Genomic DNA, 17,256 nt, shown 5'->3' on the forward strand with positions numbered 1-17,256 from the left:
CGCTCGACTGGTCGAGAGGTCGGCAAGACCGTGAAATACGGATTGAGCACCGCCTGCGGAAGCTACGGTGAGAACTCTGAACGGCACGCGTCGGGTTGCGCTGCTTGTCCACCCACCGCGCCAGATCAAACAGATTGAAGGAATCCAGAATGAAGACGATCACTACCTTCGCAGCCGTGCTCATGCTGTCGTTTGCCGGTGCGGGATACGCAACCGCCGGAAGCGATCACGGCCATGGAAACGGCCCGCTGATGAACGATAACATGTCATCTGACGGTCAGGGCGACATGATGCAGAACATGATGCGCATGATGATGCAGATGCACGGCCAGATGATGGGCTCTGGCCCAGGCAGCGGTACGGCGATGATGGACGACGACATGATGCGCATGATGATGGGAGCGGACATGATGGGAGCCGGTGTGGTGGGCTCGCCGAAACCCGAGGCTGTGCGGGCAATGATGCTTGGCCGGCTCTCAGAGTTCGACGCCGATAACGACGGCAGTCTCACTCTGGCCGAGTTCGAGGCCCTGCACACGGCCATGATCCGTGAGATGACGGTCGATCGGTTCCAGCATGTCGATGCTGATGGCGACGGCCGGATCACCGAGACCGAGATGGGGGCGCCGGCACGGCGGATGGAGATGCGTCGCGGTATGCCCGGATCGCCGGGAACGATGGGGGGCCAGATGCCGTCCGGCAACTGACCCAGCCCAAGAATGCGTCCCGACCCGCGCACGTTGTGCCGGGTCGGGTTCCCAAGGAAAGGAGACCAAACCATGATGCCAATTCTCTATTTTGCGGGGATCGCCGCACTCCTGTTCTTCGCCCTGCGGTTTTCCTGCGGCAGCCGCGTGATGGGACATTCAGGGGTCGCGAGTCGTACAGGCCTTCCGATCCTCGATTTCGGCTGGGCCTTGAGCCTCTTTTTATCGATCACCTATTTGGTCTGCGTCGCATTCGATCTCCTGCTGCCCGGCTATGCGATGTACGAGACCTGGGAAGGGCTGCTACCCGGTTTCAGGTGGCTCACCCCGGCAGGCTTCGCGGTCGGCCTGGCGGAGAGCTTTCTTTACGGTTGGTATGTCGCACTGGTGTTCGGCGGCATCTACAACGCGCTCGTCGCGCGGAGGAGGCCGGCATGACTTCGCTTGCTCGTCCCATCCTCCGCTTCCTGGGGGCCGCCGGCACCGTCACGGGATCACGCTACCTCATTGAGGCGGGCCCGCGGCGCATTCTGATCGACTGCGGACTCTTCCAGGGATTCAAGACGCTGCGCGACCGCAACCGCAAGCCATTCCCGACGAGCCCCGCAGGTATTGACACGGTGCTGCTGACTCACGCTCATCTCGACCACTCCGGGTATCTTCCGGCTCTGATCCGCGCCGGCTATGAAGGACGCGTCCTTTGCACTCAAGCCACGGCAGAGCTTTGCGGTCTCATCCTGCCCGACAGCGGCCATTTGCAGGAGGAAGAAGCGCGCTTTGCCACCCAAAAGGGATTCTCCAAGCATCGAAGCCCGACCCCACTCTACACGCTGGAGGATGCGGAGAAGGCGTTAGAGCGTTTTGAGCCTATGGAATTTCGGCGACGGATTGATCTCGGCGACAGCATCGCCGCGACTTTCATTCCCGCCGGCCACCTGCTCGGCGCGGCGCAGATCAGACTCGAGATTGGCGGCACGACCGTCCATTTCAGCGGCGATCTCGGCCACGATCCAGATCCGTTGATGAGACCGCCCGCGCCATTCGAAGGTGCAGACCTGCTGGTCTGCGAGTCGACCTACGGCAACCGGCGCCATCCGGACATCGACCCCGAGGCGGAACTCGCGCCGGTGCTCAAGCGCACCTTCGCGCGAGGCGGGACAGTCCTCATCCCCGCCTTCGCGGTCGGCCGTGCGCAGGGGCTGATGTATCATGTCGCCCGGCTCATGGCGCGGGGCGAGATCCCCACGGTTCCCGTGTATCTCAACAGCCCGATGGCGATCGACGCGACCGAGATCTATCACCGCTATCACAACGAACACCACGTCTCTCGCGAGGACTGCGTGGCCATGTTCCGCATCTCAACGCGCGTGACCTCGGTCGACGCGTCGAAGGAACTCAACAGGCAAAAGGGACCGATGATCATCGTCTCGGCCAGTGGAATGCTCACGGGGGGCGCATCCTGCATCACTTGGCGAGTTTCGGGGGCGATCGGCGGAACACCATCCTTCTTTCCGGGTTCCAGGCCGGAGGGACGCGAGGCGCCGCGTTGGTCGACGGCGCTCGGAGGCTGCGGATGTTCGGTCGCGACTTCCCCATCGAAGCCGAGGTCGTCCAGCTCCAAAGCTTCTCCGGCCACGCGGATGCCGACGAGATTCTGCGGTGGATGGCAGCCGGTCCCGCACCGCGCGTCACCTACCTGACTCACGGCGAGCCGACTGCAGCGGATACGCTGCGCCAACGTGTGGCGCATGAACTCGTCCGAGCGGTCCGCGTCCCGGATCATCTCGAGACAGTGCATCTGGATAGACCGATATGACCGACACGCTCGCACTTCTGCCCGCTGGCATCGATACGTACCGCCAACCAGTCGTCTACATGCACGAGGATTGCCACATCTGCCGTGCCGAGGGCTTCGCAGCTCAAACACGGGTCCGCATCGACCTACGCGATCGGTGGGTCATCGCAACGCTGAACGTCGTGGGACGGGCCGGATGGCTGACGGCGGATAGTGCGGCACTCTCCGTTTCCGCATGGTCGGCACTTCTGGCTCGGCCAGGGGACCGCGCCCGCTTCTCCCATCCCGAGCCTGCCTTATCTACGTCGAGGATCCGGGCAAAAGCCTATGGTGAACGGTTGAGCGAGGCGGATTTCGCTTCGATCATCGGTGACACGCTCGAGCATCGGCTGACCGATCTCGAACTCGCCGCCTTCATTACGGCTTGTGCGGGCGAGCGGCTGGCTGATGCCGAGACCGTGGCGCTGACGCGGGCGATGCAAGCGGCCGGCGAGACGCTCGACTGGGGCGGCCGGACGGTGCTCGACAAGCACTGTGTCGGGGGACTACCCGGCAACCGGACAACGCCCCTGGTCGTTGCAATCGTTGCGGCCGCTGGCGAGTTGATCCCCAAGACGTCGAGCCGCGCCATTACATCGCCTGCAGGAACGGCAGATACCATGGAGGTCATGGCGCCCGTGACACTCGACGAACGAGCGCTCCGCCGGGTGGTGGAGGCCGAAGGCGGATGCGTGATCTGGGGCGGGGCTCTGAACCTCAGCCCGGCTGACGACCACTTCATTCAGATCGAACGCCCGCTCAATTTTGACTCGACCGGTCAGATGGTGGCAAGCGTCCTGTCCAAGAAGGCCGCAGCCGGCTCCACCCATGTGCTGATCGACATACCAGTCGGTGCGACCGCGAAAGTCCGCTCTGCCGAGGCCGCCGACGCCTTGGTAGCGCGCTTCCTTCAGGTTAGCGCTCCCATCGGCCTCCGGCTGGCGGTGCACCTGAGCGACGGCTCTGCTCCGGTCGGGCGCGGTATAGGACCGGCACTCGAGGCATCGGACGTGCTCGCGGTTCTCAGGCGTGAGGCCGATGCGCCGAACGATCTGCGCGAGAAGGCCCTGGATCTTGCCGGGAAGCTGCTTGATCTTGCGCCCGGCAGTGTGCCGGGAACCGGACATGCGAGGGCGGTGGAAATGCTGGACAGCGGTTCCGCAGAGGCAAAATTTCTTGCGATCTGCTCAGCTCAGGGCGGTTTCACCGAACCTGCACGTGCCCCGCATCGGGTCGAGATTCCGGCGCAGTCGGATGGTACGATCTCCTCGATCGACAACCGGGTGATCGCGCGCATTGCCAAGCTTGCAGGCGCACCGCGGCAGAAAGTGGCTGGCGTACAGTTGGTGGCACAGGTCGGGGATCGCGTTTGCAAGGGCCAACCGCTCTACGAGATCCACGCAGCTTCCCCGGGGGAGGCTGCGTGGGCGCGGAGCTACGCCGAACGCCATGCGGATGTGTTCCTGATCGCGGAGGGGCCGCGATGATTCTGGTTCCCTTCCCGGAGATGACGTCGCTCGCGACAGGGATCGCATCGCATCTCGGCACCGTTTCTCGCCCCCTGGACTGGCATCACTTTCCCGATGGCGAAAGCCTGGTGACGATGCCCGATGGGCTTTCGGGCGAGGGTATCGCCATCGTTGCGACCCTGCGGGACCCCGACCGCCTAGCGCTTCCGCTCCGCTTCGCCGCCGCCACGGCGCGGGAGATGGGCGCGCGTCGCGTCGGGTTGATCGCGCCGTATCTCGGCTACATGCGGCAGGACGGCCGGTTCCACCCGGGACAGTCCGTCAGCGCCCTGCTGTTTGCGGGCTTCCTGAGCGAGAGCTTCGACTGGCTTGTTACGGTAGATCCACATCTCCATCGCATCTCAAACCTCGGGGAAGCCTTTGAAATTCCTGCAACACGTGTCGCTACAGCGCCGCTCCTGGCGAAATGGATTCGCGACAACGTTCCTGACGCGGTGCTTCTTGGCCCGGACAGCGAGAGTCAACAATGGGTTGCCGAGGTCGCGCGGCTGGCGGACCGGCCCTACGAAGTGCTGAAGAAGCGCCGGACGGGCGACCGGGCGGTGGAGGTCAGTGTGCCCGAGAGCGCCGCCCTGGGTCACGGCACGCCGGTCATCCTCGATGATATCGCATCGTCGGGTCGCACAATGGTTCGAGCCGTCGAGCGGCTGATTATGGCGGGGACGGGCAAGCCACTCTGCCTGATCATTCATGGGATTTTCGCAGGCAGCGCCTTCGTGGACCTCTCTGCCGCGGGAGCTCGGCGCATAGTGACCACCGATACGGTTCCGCACCCCACGAACGGCATCGGTACGGCGGGAGTGATCGCCCGTGCAATCGCGGAGCTTGATCCCGCCACGACGGGCACAGGCAGCCTCCAACATCTGTCAGGGAAAGAAGCGTTGTGGAAATGACAGGGCACGAACACCGCGCGGGCGGCAAACATGACCACGCGGCGATGATGCAGGATCATACGGAACACACGGCAGGCGGGCACGACCATGGTGCAATGATCGCCGACTTCAAGCGCCGCTTCTGGGTATCGCTGGCCCTCACGGTCCCGATCCTGCTGCTGTCGCCGATGATCCAGGACCTCCTGGGGCTCGACGAGACTCTGCGTTTCACCGGATCCAGTCTTGTCTTGCTCGCGCTGTCGTCGATCGTCTTCTTCCATGGCGGATGGCCCTTCCTGAGAGGCTTCGTCGGGGAGATCACGAAGCGCCAGAACGGCATGATGACACTGATTTCAATGGCGATAGGCGTAGCCTACCTCTACTCGACCGCCACGGTTTTCGGTCTTGCCGGCGAGCCGTTCTTCTGGGAGCTCGCCACGCTGATCGACGTGATGCTGCTCGGTCACTGGATCGAGATGCGCTCGGTCATGGGTGCATCGGCGGCGCTTGAAGCGTTGGTCAAGCTCATGCCCGCAACGGCGGACCGGCTCCGGCCAGATGGCAGCACCGAGGAAGTGCAGGTCACTGAACTCATGGCCGGTGATCGGGTGCTGGTCCGGCCGGGCGCCAAGGTGCCGACCGACGGCGTGATCATCAAGGGCCGGACCAGCCTCGACGAGTCCATGTTGACCGGCGAATCCAAGCCTGTCGAGCGTACCGAGGGCGACGAAGTGATCGGCGGCGCCGTCAATGGCGAGGGCGCTATCACGATTGAGATCCGCACGACCGGGAGCGAAACCTACCTCGCACAGGTCATCGAAATGGTCCGGCGTGCTCAGGAGTCGCGCTCGCGCAGTCAGAACCTGGCCGACACCGGAGCAAACATCCTGACCTACACAGCGATCGCGACCGGAACAGTCACGCTTGTCGTCTGGCTGTCCCTCGGCGCCCCCTTCGAATTCGCCATCGCACGCGCGGTCACCGTCCTTGTCATCGCCTGCCCGCACGCACTTGGCCTGGCGGTGCCACTGGTGGTCGCGGTGAGCACCCGATTGAGCGCCACGACAGGTCTTCTGATCCGGGACCGGGCGAGCTTCGAACGGGCGCGCAACCTCGACGCAGTGATCTTCGACAAGACCGGGACACTGACGGAAGGCCGGTTCGGCGTTTCGGAGGTCATCCCTCTCGGGAAGACATCGACAGATGACGTTCTGGCCTGGGCCGCTGCGATCGAGAGCCAGTCCGAGCATCCGATCGCCCGCGGCGTCACGCGTTCAGCCGAGGAAAAGGGCCTCCGGCTCAGATCCGTCCGGGACTTCCGCAATCTGACCGGCGAAGGCACAGAGGCCATCGTCGACGGACATGACGTAAAGATAGTCAGCCCTGGCTACCTCCGCCGCCGCGGCATCGCTGTCGAGAGCAGCGATGTCGAGCGCGTCAACGAGCAGGGCAAGACTGTTGTCTATGTCCTCGTCGACGACGCGCTGGTCGGCGCCATCGCGCTGGCCGACATCGTCCGCAAGGAGCCGCGCGACGCAGTCGGGAAGCTAAAGGAGATGGGCATCGAATGCATGATGCTGACCGGGGACGCCCGCGCGGTGGCGAAGAGCGTTGCCGCAGATCTCGGACTGGATGACTATTTCGCCGAGGTCCTGCCCGACCAGAAGGCGGAAAAGGTGCGCGAGGTGCAGGGTCGCGGAAAATCCGTGGCGATGGTTGGCGACGGCGTCAATGACGCGCCAGCACTGGTCCAGGCGGATTGCGGCATCGCCATCGGCGCCGGCACCGACGTAGCGGTGCAGTCGGCCGACATCGTGCTCGTGCGCAACGACCCGCGCGACGTTACTGCTATCCTGGCACTGTCGCGTGCCACCTACCGCAAGATGATAGAGAACTTCGTCCTCGGCGCTGGCTATAACGTCGTCGCGATCCCGCTTGCCGCCGGCGTCGCTTACGCCTGGGGCATCGTTCTGACGCCTGCCGTCGGGGCGGCCCTCATGTCGGCCAGCACCGTCATCGTCGCGATCAACGCCAACCTGCTAGAGCGCCGCCGCAAGGACATCGCGGCGCTCGGCCTCACTGAAAACTGAACGCCGGAGGCAAGACAATGACCGAACGAGATGAGCCCGGGCCAACGGCTGCGTTCTGGAAATCGCGGACGGGTGTCACCCTTCTCGCCTTCCTCGGCGTCGCGGCATTGCTGCTCGGTTGGGAGCACGGGCTACATCTTTTCGCAGGCGATGCATTCACGGTTCTGTTGCTGATCGGATCCTTCCTCATGCACCTCTTCATGCACGGCGGGCATGGCGGCCACGGCGGCGGAGGCGACAGATGAACTACGCCGCTCCCGCCTACGGCCTCTGGGTTCTGGTAATCGTCAACTCGGCGATCTTCATCGTTTTCGCATTCAGCTTCTTCAAGCCGCACACGGCGCGCGACTGGCGCTCGTTCGACGCCTTCAGCGCCTTCATCGTCGCCCTTTTTACCGAGATGTGCGGCTTCCCGCTGACGATATACCTGCTCTCGGGCAGGCTGCAGAGCGGCTATCCCGGGATTGACTGGCTGTACCACGACGCGGGCCACCTGCTCGAGATGCTCTTCGGGTGGACGACGAACCCGCATTTCGGGCCCTTCCATATTTTCAGCTTCCTGTTCGTCGGGGCTGGTTTCATGCTGATCAGCGCCGCGTGGCGGGTTCTCTATGCCGCGCAACGCTCAGGCACGATTGTGACCGTCGGTCCGTATGCGCGTATCCGGCATCCGCAGTATGTTGATTTCGTCTTCGTGCTCTTCGGCTTTCTCCTCCAGTGGCCAACGTTGCTGACGCTTGCCATGTTCCCCATCCTGGTTTGGATGTACATTCGTCTCGCCCGACGTGAAGAGCGGGGGCCGAGGCCGAATTCGGCGCGGTCTGGCGTCGTTACGCAGCGGAGGTGCCCGCTTTCGTGCCGCGTCTGACGCGAGTGGAAAACGCATGAACGACGCGAGCAAGCCAGTATCGCCGGGCCTGAGGGCCGGCGGCAAGGCGGCGCTACGGCTCAAGAGGGACGATATTGCCCGTTCGGCGCGGAGCCCTGCTGGCATTCACGGAGGCAGCGTATGAAAGTCGTCTTATTCGAAATGGAGTTGCGCGAGTTTCCGGTGTTCGAAGGCATGGCGAAGGATCATTCCCTCACGCATACGGATAAGCCACTCGACCGCGAGAACGCGGGAGCGTATGCGGCCGCAGAGGTCGTTTCGACCTTTATCTTTTCCCGACTCGACCGCCAGGTTCTGGAGCAGATGCCGGCACTCAGGTTGATCGCAACCCGATCTACCGGCTTCGATCACATCGACCTGGAGTACTGCGCATCGCATGGTATCGCCGTAGCGAATGTGCCGACCTACGGCGAGAACACTGTTGCTGAGCACGTATTCGCGTTGCTTCTCGCCATCAGCCATCGCCTGCCCGAGGCCATAGAGCGGGCGCAGCGTGGACATTTTTCGCCCGAGGGGTTGCAGGGTTTCGACCTCGCCGGTCGCTCCATTGCAGTCATTGGTACCGGTCGGATCGGCCAGCACGTTATCCGCATCGCCCGCGGCTTCCAGATGCGGGTGCTGGCCAACGACGCGGCGCCGCAGCCGCGGCTCGCGGCCGAGCTCGGGTTCCAATATGTCGACCTGCCAACGCTCTACCGTGAGGCAGACGTCATCAGCCTCCACGTCCCCTCGCTGCCAGAGACACGCCACATGCTATCGGCGGCGGCTTTTTCACAGATGAAGGACGGCGTCGTCGTTATCAACACGGCACGCGGCGATCTGATCGACACACGGGCGCTCATCCAGGCCCTCACCAGCGGCAAAGTCGCGGCGGCGGGCCTCGACGTGCTCCCAGACGAACCCCTCATCCGGGAGGAAGCGGAACTCATCTGCTCAATCTACTGTAAGCAGCACGATTTGCGCGACCTGGTCGCCAACCATGTGCTGCTGCGCATGAAGAACGTGGTCGTGACGCCGCATAGCGCCTTCAACACGCAGGAGGCGGTTCAGCGGATCGCAGAGATAACCGTCGCAAACATCCGCGCCTTCGCCGAGGGCCGGCCGCAGAACCTGGTGGCGGTATCGGTCGCAGTTACACCGAAGAAAAAGGAGTAAGAACATGACCGAACGATCGAGAATTCGCGTCGGGGTGAACGGTTACGGCGTCATCGGTAAGCGCGTCGCAGATGCAGTCGCCGCTCAAGACGACATGGTCCTGTCCGGCGTCGCAGACATCACGGCAGACTGGCGGTTGAAGATGGCGGCGCGCAAGGACTACGCGCTCTACGCCTCGACCGAGGATCGGGCCGCTCCGATGCGCGAGGCCGGGTTCGACCTCAACGGCACCCTCGATGACCTGCTCGGGGCCGTCGACGTGATTGTTGATTGCACACCGAAGAAGGTGGCCGCGAAGAACGTCGAGATCTACCGGCAAAAAGACCTCAGATTCATTCTGCAAGGGGGCGAGAAGCACGAGGTCACCGGACACTCCTTCGTTGCCGAGGCAAACTACGAGAGCGCCATCGACCGGAAGTGCACGCGGGTCGTCTCGTGCAACACGACCTCGACAGTCCGCACGCTTACGGCGCTCAAACGGGCCGGGCTGCTGCGCCGCGCCCGCGGCACGCTGCTGCGGCGCGCCACCGATCCGTGGGAGAGCCATCTCGGCGGCATCATGAACACGCTCGTTCCCGAGCCCGAGATTCCGAGCCACCAGGGACCCGACGCGCAGAGCGTCGACCCCGAGCTCGACGTGGTGACGATGGCGGTGAAGGTTCCGGAGACGTTGGCGCACCTGCACTACTGGAGCGTTCAGCTGACGCGGGAGGCGAGCAAGGCGGAACTGCTCGACGCCTTCCGCGCTTCGTCACGGATCGCGCTGATCGAGATCGGCGACGGCCTTTCAGCGATCAACGCGGTCAAGGAGATGATGGCCGATCTCGGGCGCCCGCACGACAACCTGTACGAAGTTGCGCTCTGGGCCGACATGCTTATGGTCCAGGGTGACGAGCTGTTCTATGCGTACATAGTCGACAACCAGGCCATCGTGATCCCCGAGACGATCGACGCCATCCGGGCGCTCACCGGACGCGAGCACGATGCTGCGCGCTCGATCGCTGCCACGAACCGTGCCCTCGGGATCGGCATGGTGGCCGACTCGCTCGGTCGCGGCTGAGCAAGGCGTAGATCGATTCGTTCCGGCCACGGCGGCGCATCGCCTACTTGTCGATGGAGATGACGCCGGACCTGCTCGGGCGGCCTCAGTGGATTGCCAAAGGGCCTCTGAGGGACCGGCAGTCGTCGGCCGTTACAACTAAGGCGTCACGACACGAGTGAGGCCAATCTATCCGACGTTTGAGAACGTATGCGGAACCTATGCCAGGCCGGATGGTCTTGGCTGCGGTCGCGCCCGTTGATGTCGCGTTCCACTGCAAGCGCGAGACGTTCGAGAGCGCTGAGCGGAGCATAGCCCACACCGATCGAGGTGTCGTTGGCGAGGGGCGTCCGCTCATCGCGGGAAAAGAGTGCCTGCAAGTCTTGCGAACCGGGTCGCAGCAGGGTGCGGATCTGAACGTGCCGATCCACGTCGAGCGCATGCAGGTTGGACCGCAGCCATGACCGCGAACCTTCGGTCGCGATTTCATCAATAGCGATGTCGTCGTCGCCAATCTGCGAGGTTACCCGCCCAGCAAGATAGATAACGATCGGCGCATCGACAGCGCCACCGCCGAAAGCAGGGGTGGAGCGCCCCCCGCACAAGAGCGCCTTGTCGACGTTGTGGTGGAGAATGTGACCGAAGCGCTGCAGATACAAGCGGCAGAGGTTGCGGGAAAGCGTCTCGGCAAGGGCGTCGCATATCGTATCCGGATGGCCCAAACCTTTCCGTTCGACGATCTCGATCGCACCTTCTCCGGTAATGAGGTCCGACAGCGTCAGCGCAAGCATGGCTGATCTCCTTTCGCTTGGCTCGGCGTCGCGGCACGTACTCCCACGAGCTTTTGGGTCAGAGCTTGCCGGAGCGAGCGATCGCCCGCATGAGACGAAGCGTGAACCAAAGGCCGAGAGCAAAGGCTAATGCCGCGAATACCGGGATATCGCCGAAGATATGTGGGCCGCCGGCTTCCATCAGCAACGAGCCGGATACGAAGAGACCGGCCGCGATGAGGCCGAGCACCAAGCGATTGCTGCTCCGGTCGAGCGTCTCATGCAGGCCTTTGAGTTCGCGCACATGCAGACTAAGTCCCAGGCCGCTACCTTCTTCGACAAGCTGCCCGACCCAAGTGCTGAGCATCGACGGCAGGTCGCGTGCTGCGGCCGCTGCATCGAGCCTCAGGCGGTTGATCGTGCTTGTCCAATCGGCCTGCTTCATCGCCGTTTCCAACACGCCCGGGGCTTTGGTCTGCAGGCTTTCAAGAAGCCGGAAATCTGGATCGAGGACGCGCACGGTGTGCTCGGCCAGAAACATCGCCCGCATCAGGATCAGGAGGTCCAGCGGGACAAAGACATTTTGCGCCTGCCCCAACCGCGTCACGCGCAAGAATGCCTCGGCCAGCGACCAGTCCTTGAGCGGCAGCGCGGCATAATCGCTAATGATCTCCACCAGGCCGCGGCGAAACTCGCTCCGATCCAGGTCTCCACCCAGAATGCCGAGATCAATCGCAGCCTCGAGGAGCCAGTCGGCGTCCTGGCGAACGAAGGCCATGGCGAAGGCAGCGAGCTTGCGGCGCATGGCCCTATCGAGAAATCCGACGATACCGAAATCATGAAGGCAGATCCGCCCATCTTCGGTGATGAAGAGATTGCCCGGATGGGGATCGCCATGAAAGACCCCCAGCACAAAAATTTGATGCAGGTAGGCGTCGACGAAGGCCCCCGCGAGGCGGGGGCCGTCCGACCTCAAGGATGGATCGTCGATCCGCAAGCCGTTGCTTCGCTCCTGGACGATCACGGTCTCGCAGACCAGATCGTCGATCACATCTGGAATCTCGAGCGTCGGCCACTCCGAAAAGGCCGTAACGAAGCACTTGATGTTTCGCGCCTCGCGACGAAAGTCGATCTCTTTTTTGAGATTGCCCCATATCTCCCTGACGATGCGTAGAGGCTGGTAGTGTCTGAGCAGCGGCACGATGACGGTCGCAACGCGCACCAGCCACAAAAGTGACCGCATGTCCTGGTCAATCTGCCGGTCAAGGCCAGGTCGGCGAATCTTGACGATCACGCTTCGACCGTCGGGGAGCCTGGCATCATGCACCTGAGCAACGGACGCCGCAGCAAGCGGCGTCTCCCCGAACTCGGCAAACAACGTCGCTACGGGGCGACCCAGGCCGCGTTCGACCTCCTGCACGGCAACGCTCGTGGGGAAGGCTGAAACATGGTCCTGCAATTTTTGCAAGGCGGCGACATACTCATCGGGTAAAACGTCCCGGCGTATGCTAAGGGCTTGGCCGAACTTGATGAACGTCGTCCCAAGGGCTTCGAGGCCGAGCCGAAAACGCTCCGCGGAAGGCGGCGTCGACGGAAGAAGATGAAGTCCGCGCAAGGCCGATCCGAGAATAAACTTCACGGCCACGAAGACGATGTGAAGCAGACGGAATATCAGCATCTAGCATTCAATCGGTTGCCCGCGCCTCATCTCGTATGTTGATACTGGAAATTGACTCGGACCGGGTGTTGCCGGCCGAGCGCGGTGATCTCGACAGAGATATCGTAGCGATCGGTGCCCGGTAGTGCGACGAAGTTGCCGTAGATCACAGTCCCCGCGATCGCCATCGGTTGGAGATCTATGGTTTTCGTGCCGATATGGCCGAATGCCGATATCGTCGCCTTGACCTTCGCATTCTCGATCCGATCCCCGCTGCGGGTGTCAAAGATCGCGACCACGACATGGAACTGATCCGTTCCATCCGGTGCGCCGCCATGCATGCTTCCCTCGGCATGCGTCTTCGGATGGCCGCGCACGATGGCTGCGGGCAGAGTCCCGAGATAGACGCCCAGATCCTCAGCGACCCGGTAGTTCTCTTCGTCCGACACGGCCGCTGCTGGAGATGTTGCGAACACAGCCAGACATAGGATGGCGAGGAGCGTCAGCAGGCTTCGCCCCCACGCCGGCCGACGCCTTGATATCGGAGCGGCTCCCGTCGCTTCAAACCCAGATGCTGCTGAACCAAACATGGCCGTTCTCCTCGTTCGCAAGATCCGGCGTCATCCCGCATTGGCCCTCATGGAACCAAGTCCTGCCGGAAGGACTTCGCATTCGGCACGCCACTCGGCCAACACAACCATTTTCGACATGCGACCGAACCTGTCGCGACCGAGCTTTGAGGCCGATCAGGAAAGCCTGGCCGGCACGAGCGTGGGGCAGTATCGTTTGCCTGTGCGGCATGGCCCGAACTCCCTTGCACCCCTCCAGTGCAAACAATTTCAAAAATGCACCTATCGGAGGAGCGCGACATTGATCTCTATCAATTACTGGCCCGCCCCACGCTGCCAGCGACCAGCCTGTCGTTGGGGAAATCACCTGTTCGCGATGCAGTCGCTTCACCTCACGGATGGTTCGGGTTCAAGGGTCCCGAATGCTGCTTCTGCTTGTGTCGCGCTGCTATCCAGCTCATCGTCAATGGTCTCGAACTGCGAGAGCCCCCGCTTGGCACCCTCACCCGAAATGTCCCTCGAAGGCCTTGCCGGGCAGCACACGACAGTCCAGGCCTAGCGGATCTCCCGTTCTGCGACCGTCACGCCGTCCATGATCCTATCGCTTGGATGCAGCACCACACGATCCCCGGCGGCAAGACCGGACTGTACCTCGGCCACCTGCCCGTTCCTTTGGCCGACCTCGACGACGGTTATCCGTGCGCGCCCGTCCCTGACCGCAAAGACCGCCCAATTCTCCCCCTTCCTGAACAGGGCCGCGACTGGCACTGTCAGGACGTCTCCCGCGTTCCAAATCGCGACATGGACGATCACACGGTAGTCATGGCCGAGCGACGACCATTTTTCGGGCGGGTCGACGAAGTCGATAGTCGTGCGCACGCGCTGCTCTTCGATGCCGAGCGCGGAGACCTTGACGAAGCCCGCCGGATCGACCCGCGCGACCCTTCCCCGGACCGGTGATCCGCCCCATCCGTCGATCTGAACGGAAGATCCCGGCTGGATCCTTACGGCATCGGTCGACAGGAGATCCGCCACGATCTCAAGATCGCGCGGATCACCAATTTCGATCAATGATGCACCGGCCGGCACCACTCCTTCACTTTCCTGGATGATCCGCAGGACGCGGCCCGTCACCGGGGCCTTGAGCCGAATGCAGCAGCCGCGGTTCGGCCGGGAAGACGCGTCGGTAGGCTCACTCAGCCTCGCCGCGACGCTCGCGCGCTCGTTCCTTCGAACCTCCAGTTCGGCCTTTGCACTGGCCAGCGCGGCTTCGTTGGCATCGACATCCAGCGTCGCCTGGTCCAAAGCCTTCCGTGATCCCGCTCCGGATCGGGCGAGCGCGGAGGCCCTCTGCAAGTCGGCGCGCGCAAACCGAAGCGCGGCATCGATCCGACGGATTTCGGCTTCGGCAAGTCTCATTGCGGCGTCGGCTGCCGCAAGCACCGCCTGGAGCTCTTCGTGAGTGCGGGCGTCGTGAAAACTCGGGACCGCTGGCTCCATCAGCGCCACGACGGTCTCGTCCGCAGTCACCTCATCTCCGACATGGAGGGGCGGAGATATTCGCAGCACCTTGCCCGCGATTGGCGCCGACACCGTATAGATGTGACGGACACGCGTCCTCGCCTCATCTTCGATCGAGACTTCCATGGGACCTCTGGCGATCAGCGCGATGTCTACGGCGATTGGTTGCGGCCAAGCGAACCACACCGCACCCGCGGCCAGCATCGCCAAGACCGCCAATCCCAGGATTTGCTTCATCCGATTTGTGCGCATGGTTCAATCTCTCGTCTTGAGAACGGTGACAAGGTCCAACTGGTAAACGCGCCAGCCCACAACAAACGCCGAGAGCAAAGCCGCAGCGAGCACGAACGCGCTGGCGAGGATGTACGACGACGGGACGACAGTCCCCCTCACCCGCATCAGCTCGCCGGCGAGCTGCGTTTCCATCACCCAGGCGAGGCCATAGCCGATGATCCAGCCGGGCGGCTGCGCGATCGAGGTCAGCAGGGCAAGTTCGACAAGCAGGATGCGCAGCACTTCCGCGCGGGTGAAGCCGAGAACACGCAGGCTCGCCAGTTCCCGCGCACGTTCCGACAGCGAAATTCGGGCGCTGTTATAGACGACGCCGAACGTGATGACCGCTGCAAGGCCGGTGTAGATGCCCGCCATCGTGGTGATGAATATGGCTATCAGCTCGCGGAAATTGACGAGCGAAACCCGCTGCAAGGCAAGGCCGCTGACGACCGGCATGGCCTTGACGGCCCGATAGAACATGTCGCGCATGTTCTGATCCAGACTGATGTTGACGCTGTTTACGGCAGGAGACTCGCGCATCAGACGCGCCAGCGCCTCGGCATCCATCATGCCCCTGATCCCGAAATAATCCTCGACCAGCGCGGCCACCGGCAGCGAGAGCGTGCGCCGCGCGCCCTCGAGCAGGTCGACCTCGACGGAATCGCCGACGTCCACGTCGAGGATCTGCGCCAGCATGCTGGAAATCGCCAAACCCGACTCCGGCAACCTCACCGGTCGCAAGTCCGCGCCGATGATGCGGTTGAGGTCTGCCTCCCGCGGCCTGCCACTGATCAGTATGCGACGTTCTATGTTGCCGTTCCTGATGCGGGCGGGCACCTCGCGTAAGGGCTCGGCGGCGAGGACCCCTGGGAGCCGTGCGATCTGCATGACGACATTCTGCGGACGCCTTTCCACGAAACTCACGGTGGCGTCCTGACGGTCGGCCAGGAAGTATGTCACGTCGACGAGCTGTTCCATCGTATCCCGCATATACAGCGAAACGACAAGGATTGCGGTCGCGAGCGCCAACCCGAGCGTCGTCAACGCCGCTCTGACGGGATGACTGGTAATGTTCCGCAGCATCATTACGGTCGACTGCGAGACGAACCGGCTGGCGGTAAACGCCGCCGGCAGCGGCCGGCGAAAGCGCGGAGGAACCCGCGGCTGCATCGCCACGGCCGGCGGCAGGATCACGACTTCCCGCAGGGCGCGGAACGCTCCGATGACCGCGGCAACGAGGCTGAGCGCGGCCGCGATCGCGTAGAGATCGGGGCTCCTGGTAAAGACGAGGAAGGGAAAGTGGAAGAACAGCCCCCCGAACAGATCGGTGACGTAGGCGCCGAGCCACGTTCCTGCCGCTCCCCCGATTACGAGGCCGGCGATCACGATCAGGATGACGAACTTCAGATAATGCGCAACGATGTCGGCATTGCGATATCCCAACGCCTTCATCAGCCCGATCTGTTCGCGTTCGAGCGCGACGAGCCGGCTGAGCGTCAGGTTGACCAGGAACGCCGACACCAGCAGGAAAATCGGCGGCAGCGTGCGGCTCACGCTTTTGAGCATATCGAGCTCGTGATCGACCCATGCGTGCGATCTGTGGTCGCTTCGTCCATAGGCCGCCCCGCCACCGTACCGCTCGAGGATCGAATCGAGCCTCGCGATGACTTCGCGCTCGGAGGCCCCCCGCAACAGCTTTACAGCGACGAACGAGAACGCATCATCGAGGTCATAGGCGCTGGCGAGCGCCTTTTCCGGCATCCAGATGACGCCAAAACGGCGATCGTCCGGCATGATGTCGCCAGGCCCGACGGCATAGATGAATTCGGGAGAGAGCGCTACGCCGACAATCTGCAGCTCCCGCTTGCGGCCGTTCAGAATAGCCGAAAACCGAGATCCAGGCGCGAAGCCGTGGGCATTGGCGAAGGCCTCGTTGACGACGACCTCTTCGGCCCGCTCGGGCTCCGGCAGGCGGCCCGCGCGCATGTAGATCCGGTTGAGGACGGGTTCGCCAATCTCAGGCAGCGAAATGACTTCCCCGGTCGCGGGCTCCGAATAATTCGGGATATCAAGCAGTGCCAGTTTCGTGATGCGTGCGTCGACGGCCGCGACGCCGGGTATCTCGGCAATCTGGTCAAGCAGAGCTCTGGGCGCGCGCGTCACCGTGGCGAACACGTCGGCGAACCTGTAGCGTTCGTAGTATGCGGCACGCGTCTCGTCGAGAGACCGGTGGGAGCCGACAGCAAGAATGAGCGTCGCCACTCCGCCGGCCACCACGAGCGCGATGGCAAGCGCCTGAGCCCAGAGCCGTACAAAGTCGCGAAGAAGCTTGATGTCGAGCGCGCGCATGA

General features: G+C 63.1%; 13 protein-coding genes and 2 pseudogenes. 10 read left to right on the forward strand and 5 right to left on the reverse strand.

The window, feature by feature from the left end; genetic code table 11:
- The first annotated feature begins 149 nt into the window (after positions 1-149).
- The 10 genes and pseudogenes from H4I97_RS24605 (at position 150) to H4I97_RS18550 (ending at position 10,136) form a co-directional block, all read left to right on the forward strand.
- Positions 150-707, forward strand: a complete 558-nt coding sequence (locus H4I97_RS24605; RefSeq protein WP_244658864.1) for an EF-hand domain-containing protein — start codon at positions 150-152, stop codon at positions 705-707.
- A 72-nt stretch (positions 708-779) separates the two neighbouring features.
- Positions 780-1,145: a DUF5676 family membrane protein gene (locus H4I97_RS18510; protein ID WP_182308343.1), complete on the forward strand. Its 366-nt coding sequence runs from the start codon at positions 780-782 to the stop codon at positions 1,143-1,145.
- Positions 1,142-2,523: pseudogene (locus H4I97_RS18515) on the forward strand (MBL fold metallo-hydrolase). Before H4I97_RS18510 ends, H4I97_RS18515 begins: the two are co-directional and overlap by 4 nt.
- A complete protein-coding gene (locus H4I97_RS18520; protein WP_182308344.1) occupies positions 2,520-4,028 on the forward strand; it encodes a thymidine phosphorylase family protein in 1,509 nt (502 codons plus the stop codon). Before H4I97_RS18515 ends, H4I97_RS18520 begins: the two are co-directional and overlap by 4 nt.
- Positions 4,025-4,963: a ribose-phosphate diphosphokinase gene (locus tag H4I97_RS18525; RefSeq protein WP_182308345.1), complete on the forward strand. Its 939-nt coding sequence runs from the start codon at positions 4,025-4,027 to the stop codon at positions 4,961-4,963. The genes H4I97_RS18520 and H4I97_RS18525 overlap by 4 nt, the downstream gene beginning before the upstream one ends.
- Entirely contained in the window at positions 4,960-7,032 is a 2,073-nt protein-coding gene (locus H4I97_RS18530; RefSeq protein ID WP_378144003.1) for a copper-translocating P-type ATPase, read from the forward strand. The genes H4I97_RS18525 and H4I97_RS18530 overlap by 4 nt, the downstream gene beginning before the upstream one ends.
- A 17-nt stretch (positions 7,033-7,049) precedes the next feature.
- On the forward strand, positions 7,050-7,277 hold the full coding sequence (locus H4I97_RS18535) for a DUF2933 domain-containing protein (RefSeq protein WP_182308346.1): 228 nt from the start codon (positions 7,050-7,052) through the stop codon (positions 7,275-7,277).
- A pseudogene (locus H4I97_RS18540) lies at positions 7,274-7,920 on the forward strand (methyltransferase family protein). Before H4I97_RS18535 ends, H4I97_RS18540 begins: the two are co-directional and overlap by 4 nt.
- A 142-nt stretch (positions 7,921-8,062) precedes the next feature.
- Complete coding sequence (locus H4I97_RS18545) at positions 8,063-9,076, forward strand: hydroxyacid dehydrogenase (RefSeq protein ID WP_244658865.1); 1,014 nt, start codon at positions 8,063-8,065, stop codon at positions 9,074-9,076.
- A 4-nt stretch (positions 9,077-9,080) separates the two neighbouring features.
- The gene (locus H4I97_RS18550; protein ID WP_182308348.1) at positions 9,081-10,136 is read left to right on the forward strand and encodes a type II glyceraldehyde-3-phosphate dehydrogenase; all 1,056 of its coding nucleotides are present in this window, start codon (positions 9,081-9,083) and stop codon (positions 10,134-10,136) included.
- Between the two features lie 146 nt (positions 10,137-10,282).
- Here the strand turns inward: H4I97_RS18550 and H4I97_RS18555 are convergent, their stop codons facing one another.
- The 5 genes from H4I97_RS18555 to H4I97_RS18575 all read right to left on the reverse strand — a co-directional run bounded on the left by H4I97_RS18555 (position 10,283) and on the right by H4I97_RS18575 (position 17,254).
- A complete protein-coding gene (locus tag H4I97_RS18555) occupies positions 10,283-10,906 on the reverse strand; it encodes a methionine adenosyltransferase (RefSeq protein ID WP_182308349.1) in 624 nt (207 codons plus the stop codon).
- Between the two features lie 58 nt (positions 10,907-10,964).
- Positions 10,965-12,563: an ABC1 kinase family protein gene (locus H4I97_RS18560; protein WP_182308350.1), complete on the reverse strand. Its 1,599-nt coding sequence runs from the start codon at positions 12,561-12,563 to the stop codon at positions 10,965-10,967.
- A 26-nt stretch (positions 12,564-12,589) separates the two neighbouring features.
- Positions 12,590-12,991 carry a hypothetical protein gene (locus H4I97_RS18565; RefSeq protein ID WP_182308351.1) on the reverse strand — a complete coding sequence of 134 codons (402 nt, stop codon included), beginning with the start codon at positions 12,989-12,991 and terminating at the stop codon, positions 12,590-12,592.
- 675 nt (positions 12,992-13,666) lie between these two features.
- A complete protein-coding gene (locus tag H4I97_RS18570; RefSeq protein WP_182308352.1) occupies positions 13,667-14,884 on the reverse strand; it encodes an efflux RND transporter periplasmic adaptor subunit in 1,218 nt (405 codons plus the stop codon).
- Between the two features lie 3 nt (positions 14,885-14,887).
- Complete coding sequence (locus H4I97_RS18575) at positions 14,888-17,254, reverse strand: ABC transporter permease (RefSeq protein WP_182308353.1); 2,367 nt, start codon at positions 17,252-17,254, stop codon at positions 14,888-14,890.
- Between the last annotated feature and the right edge of the window lie 2 nt (positions 17,255-17,256).

It is taken from the genome of Ciceribacter thiooxidans, assembly GCF_014126615.1.
In the GTDB taxonomy this organism is placed as follows: domain Bacteria; phylum Pseudomonadota; class Alphaproteobacteria; order Rhizobiales; family Rhizobiaceae; genus Allorhizobium; species Allorhizobium thiooxidans.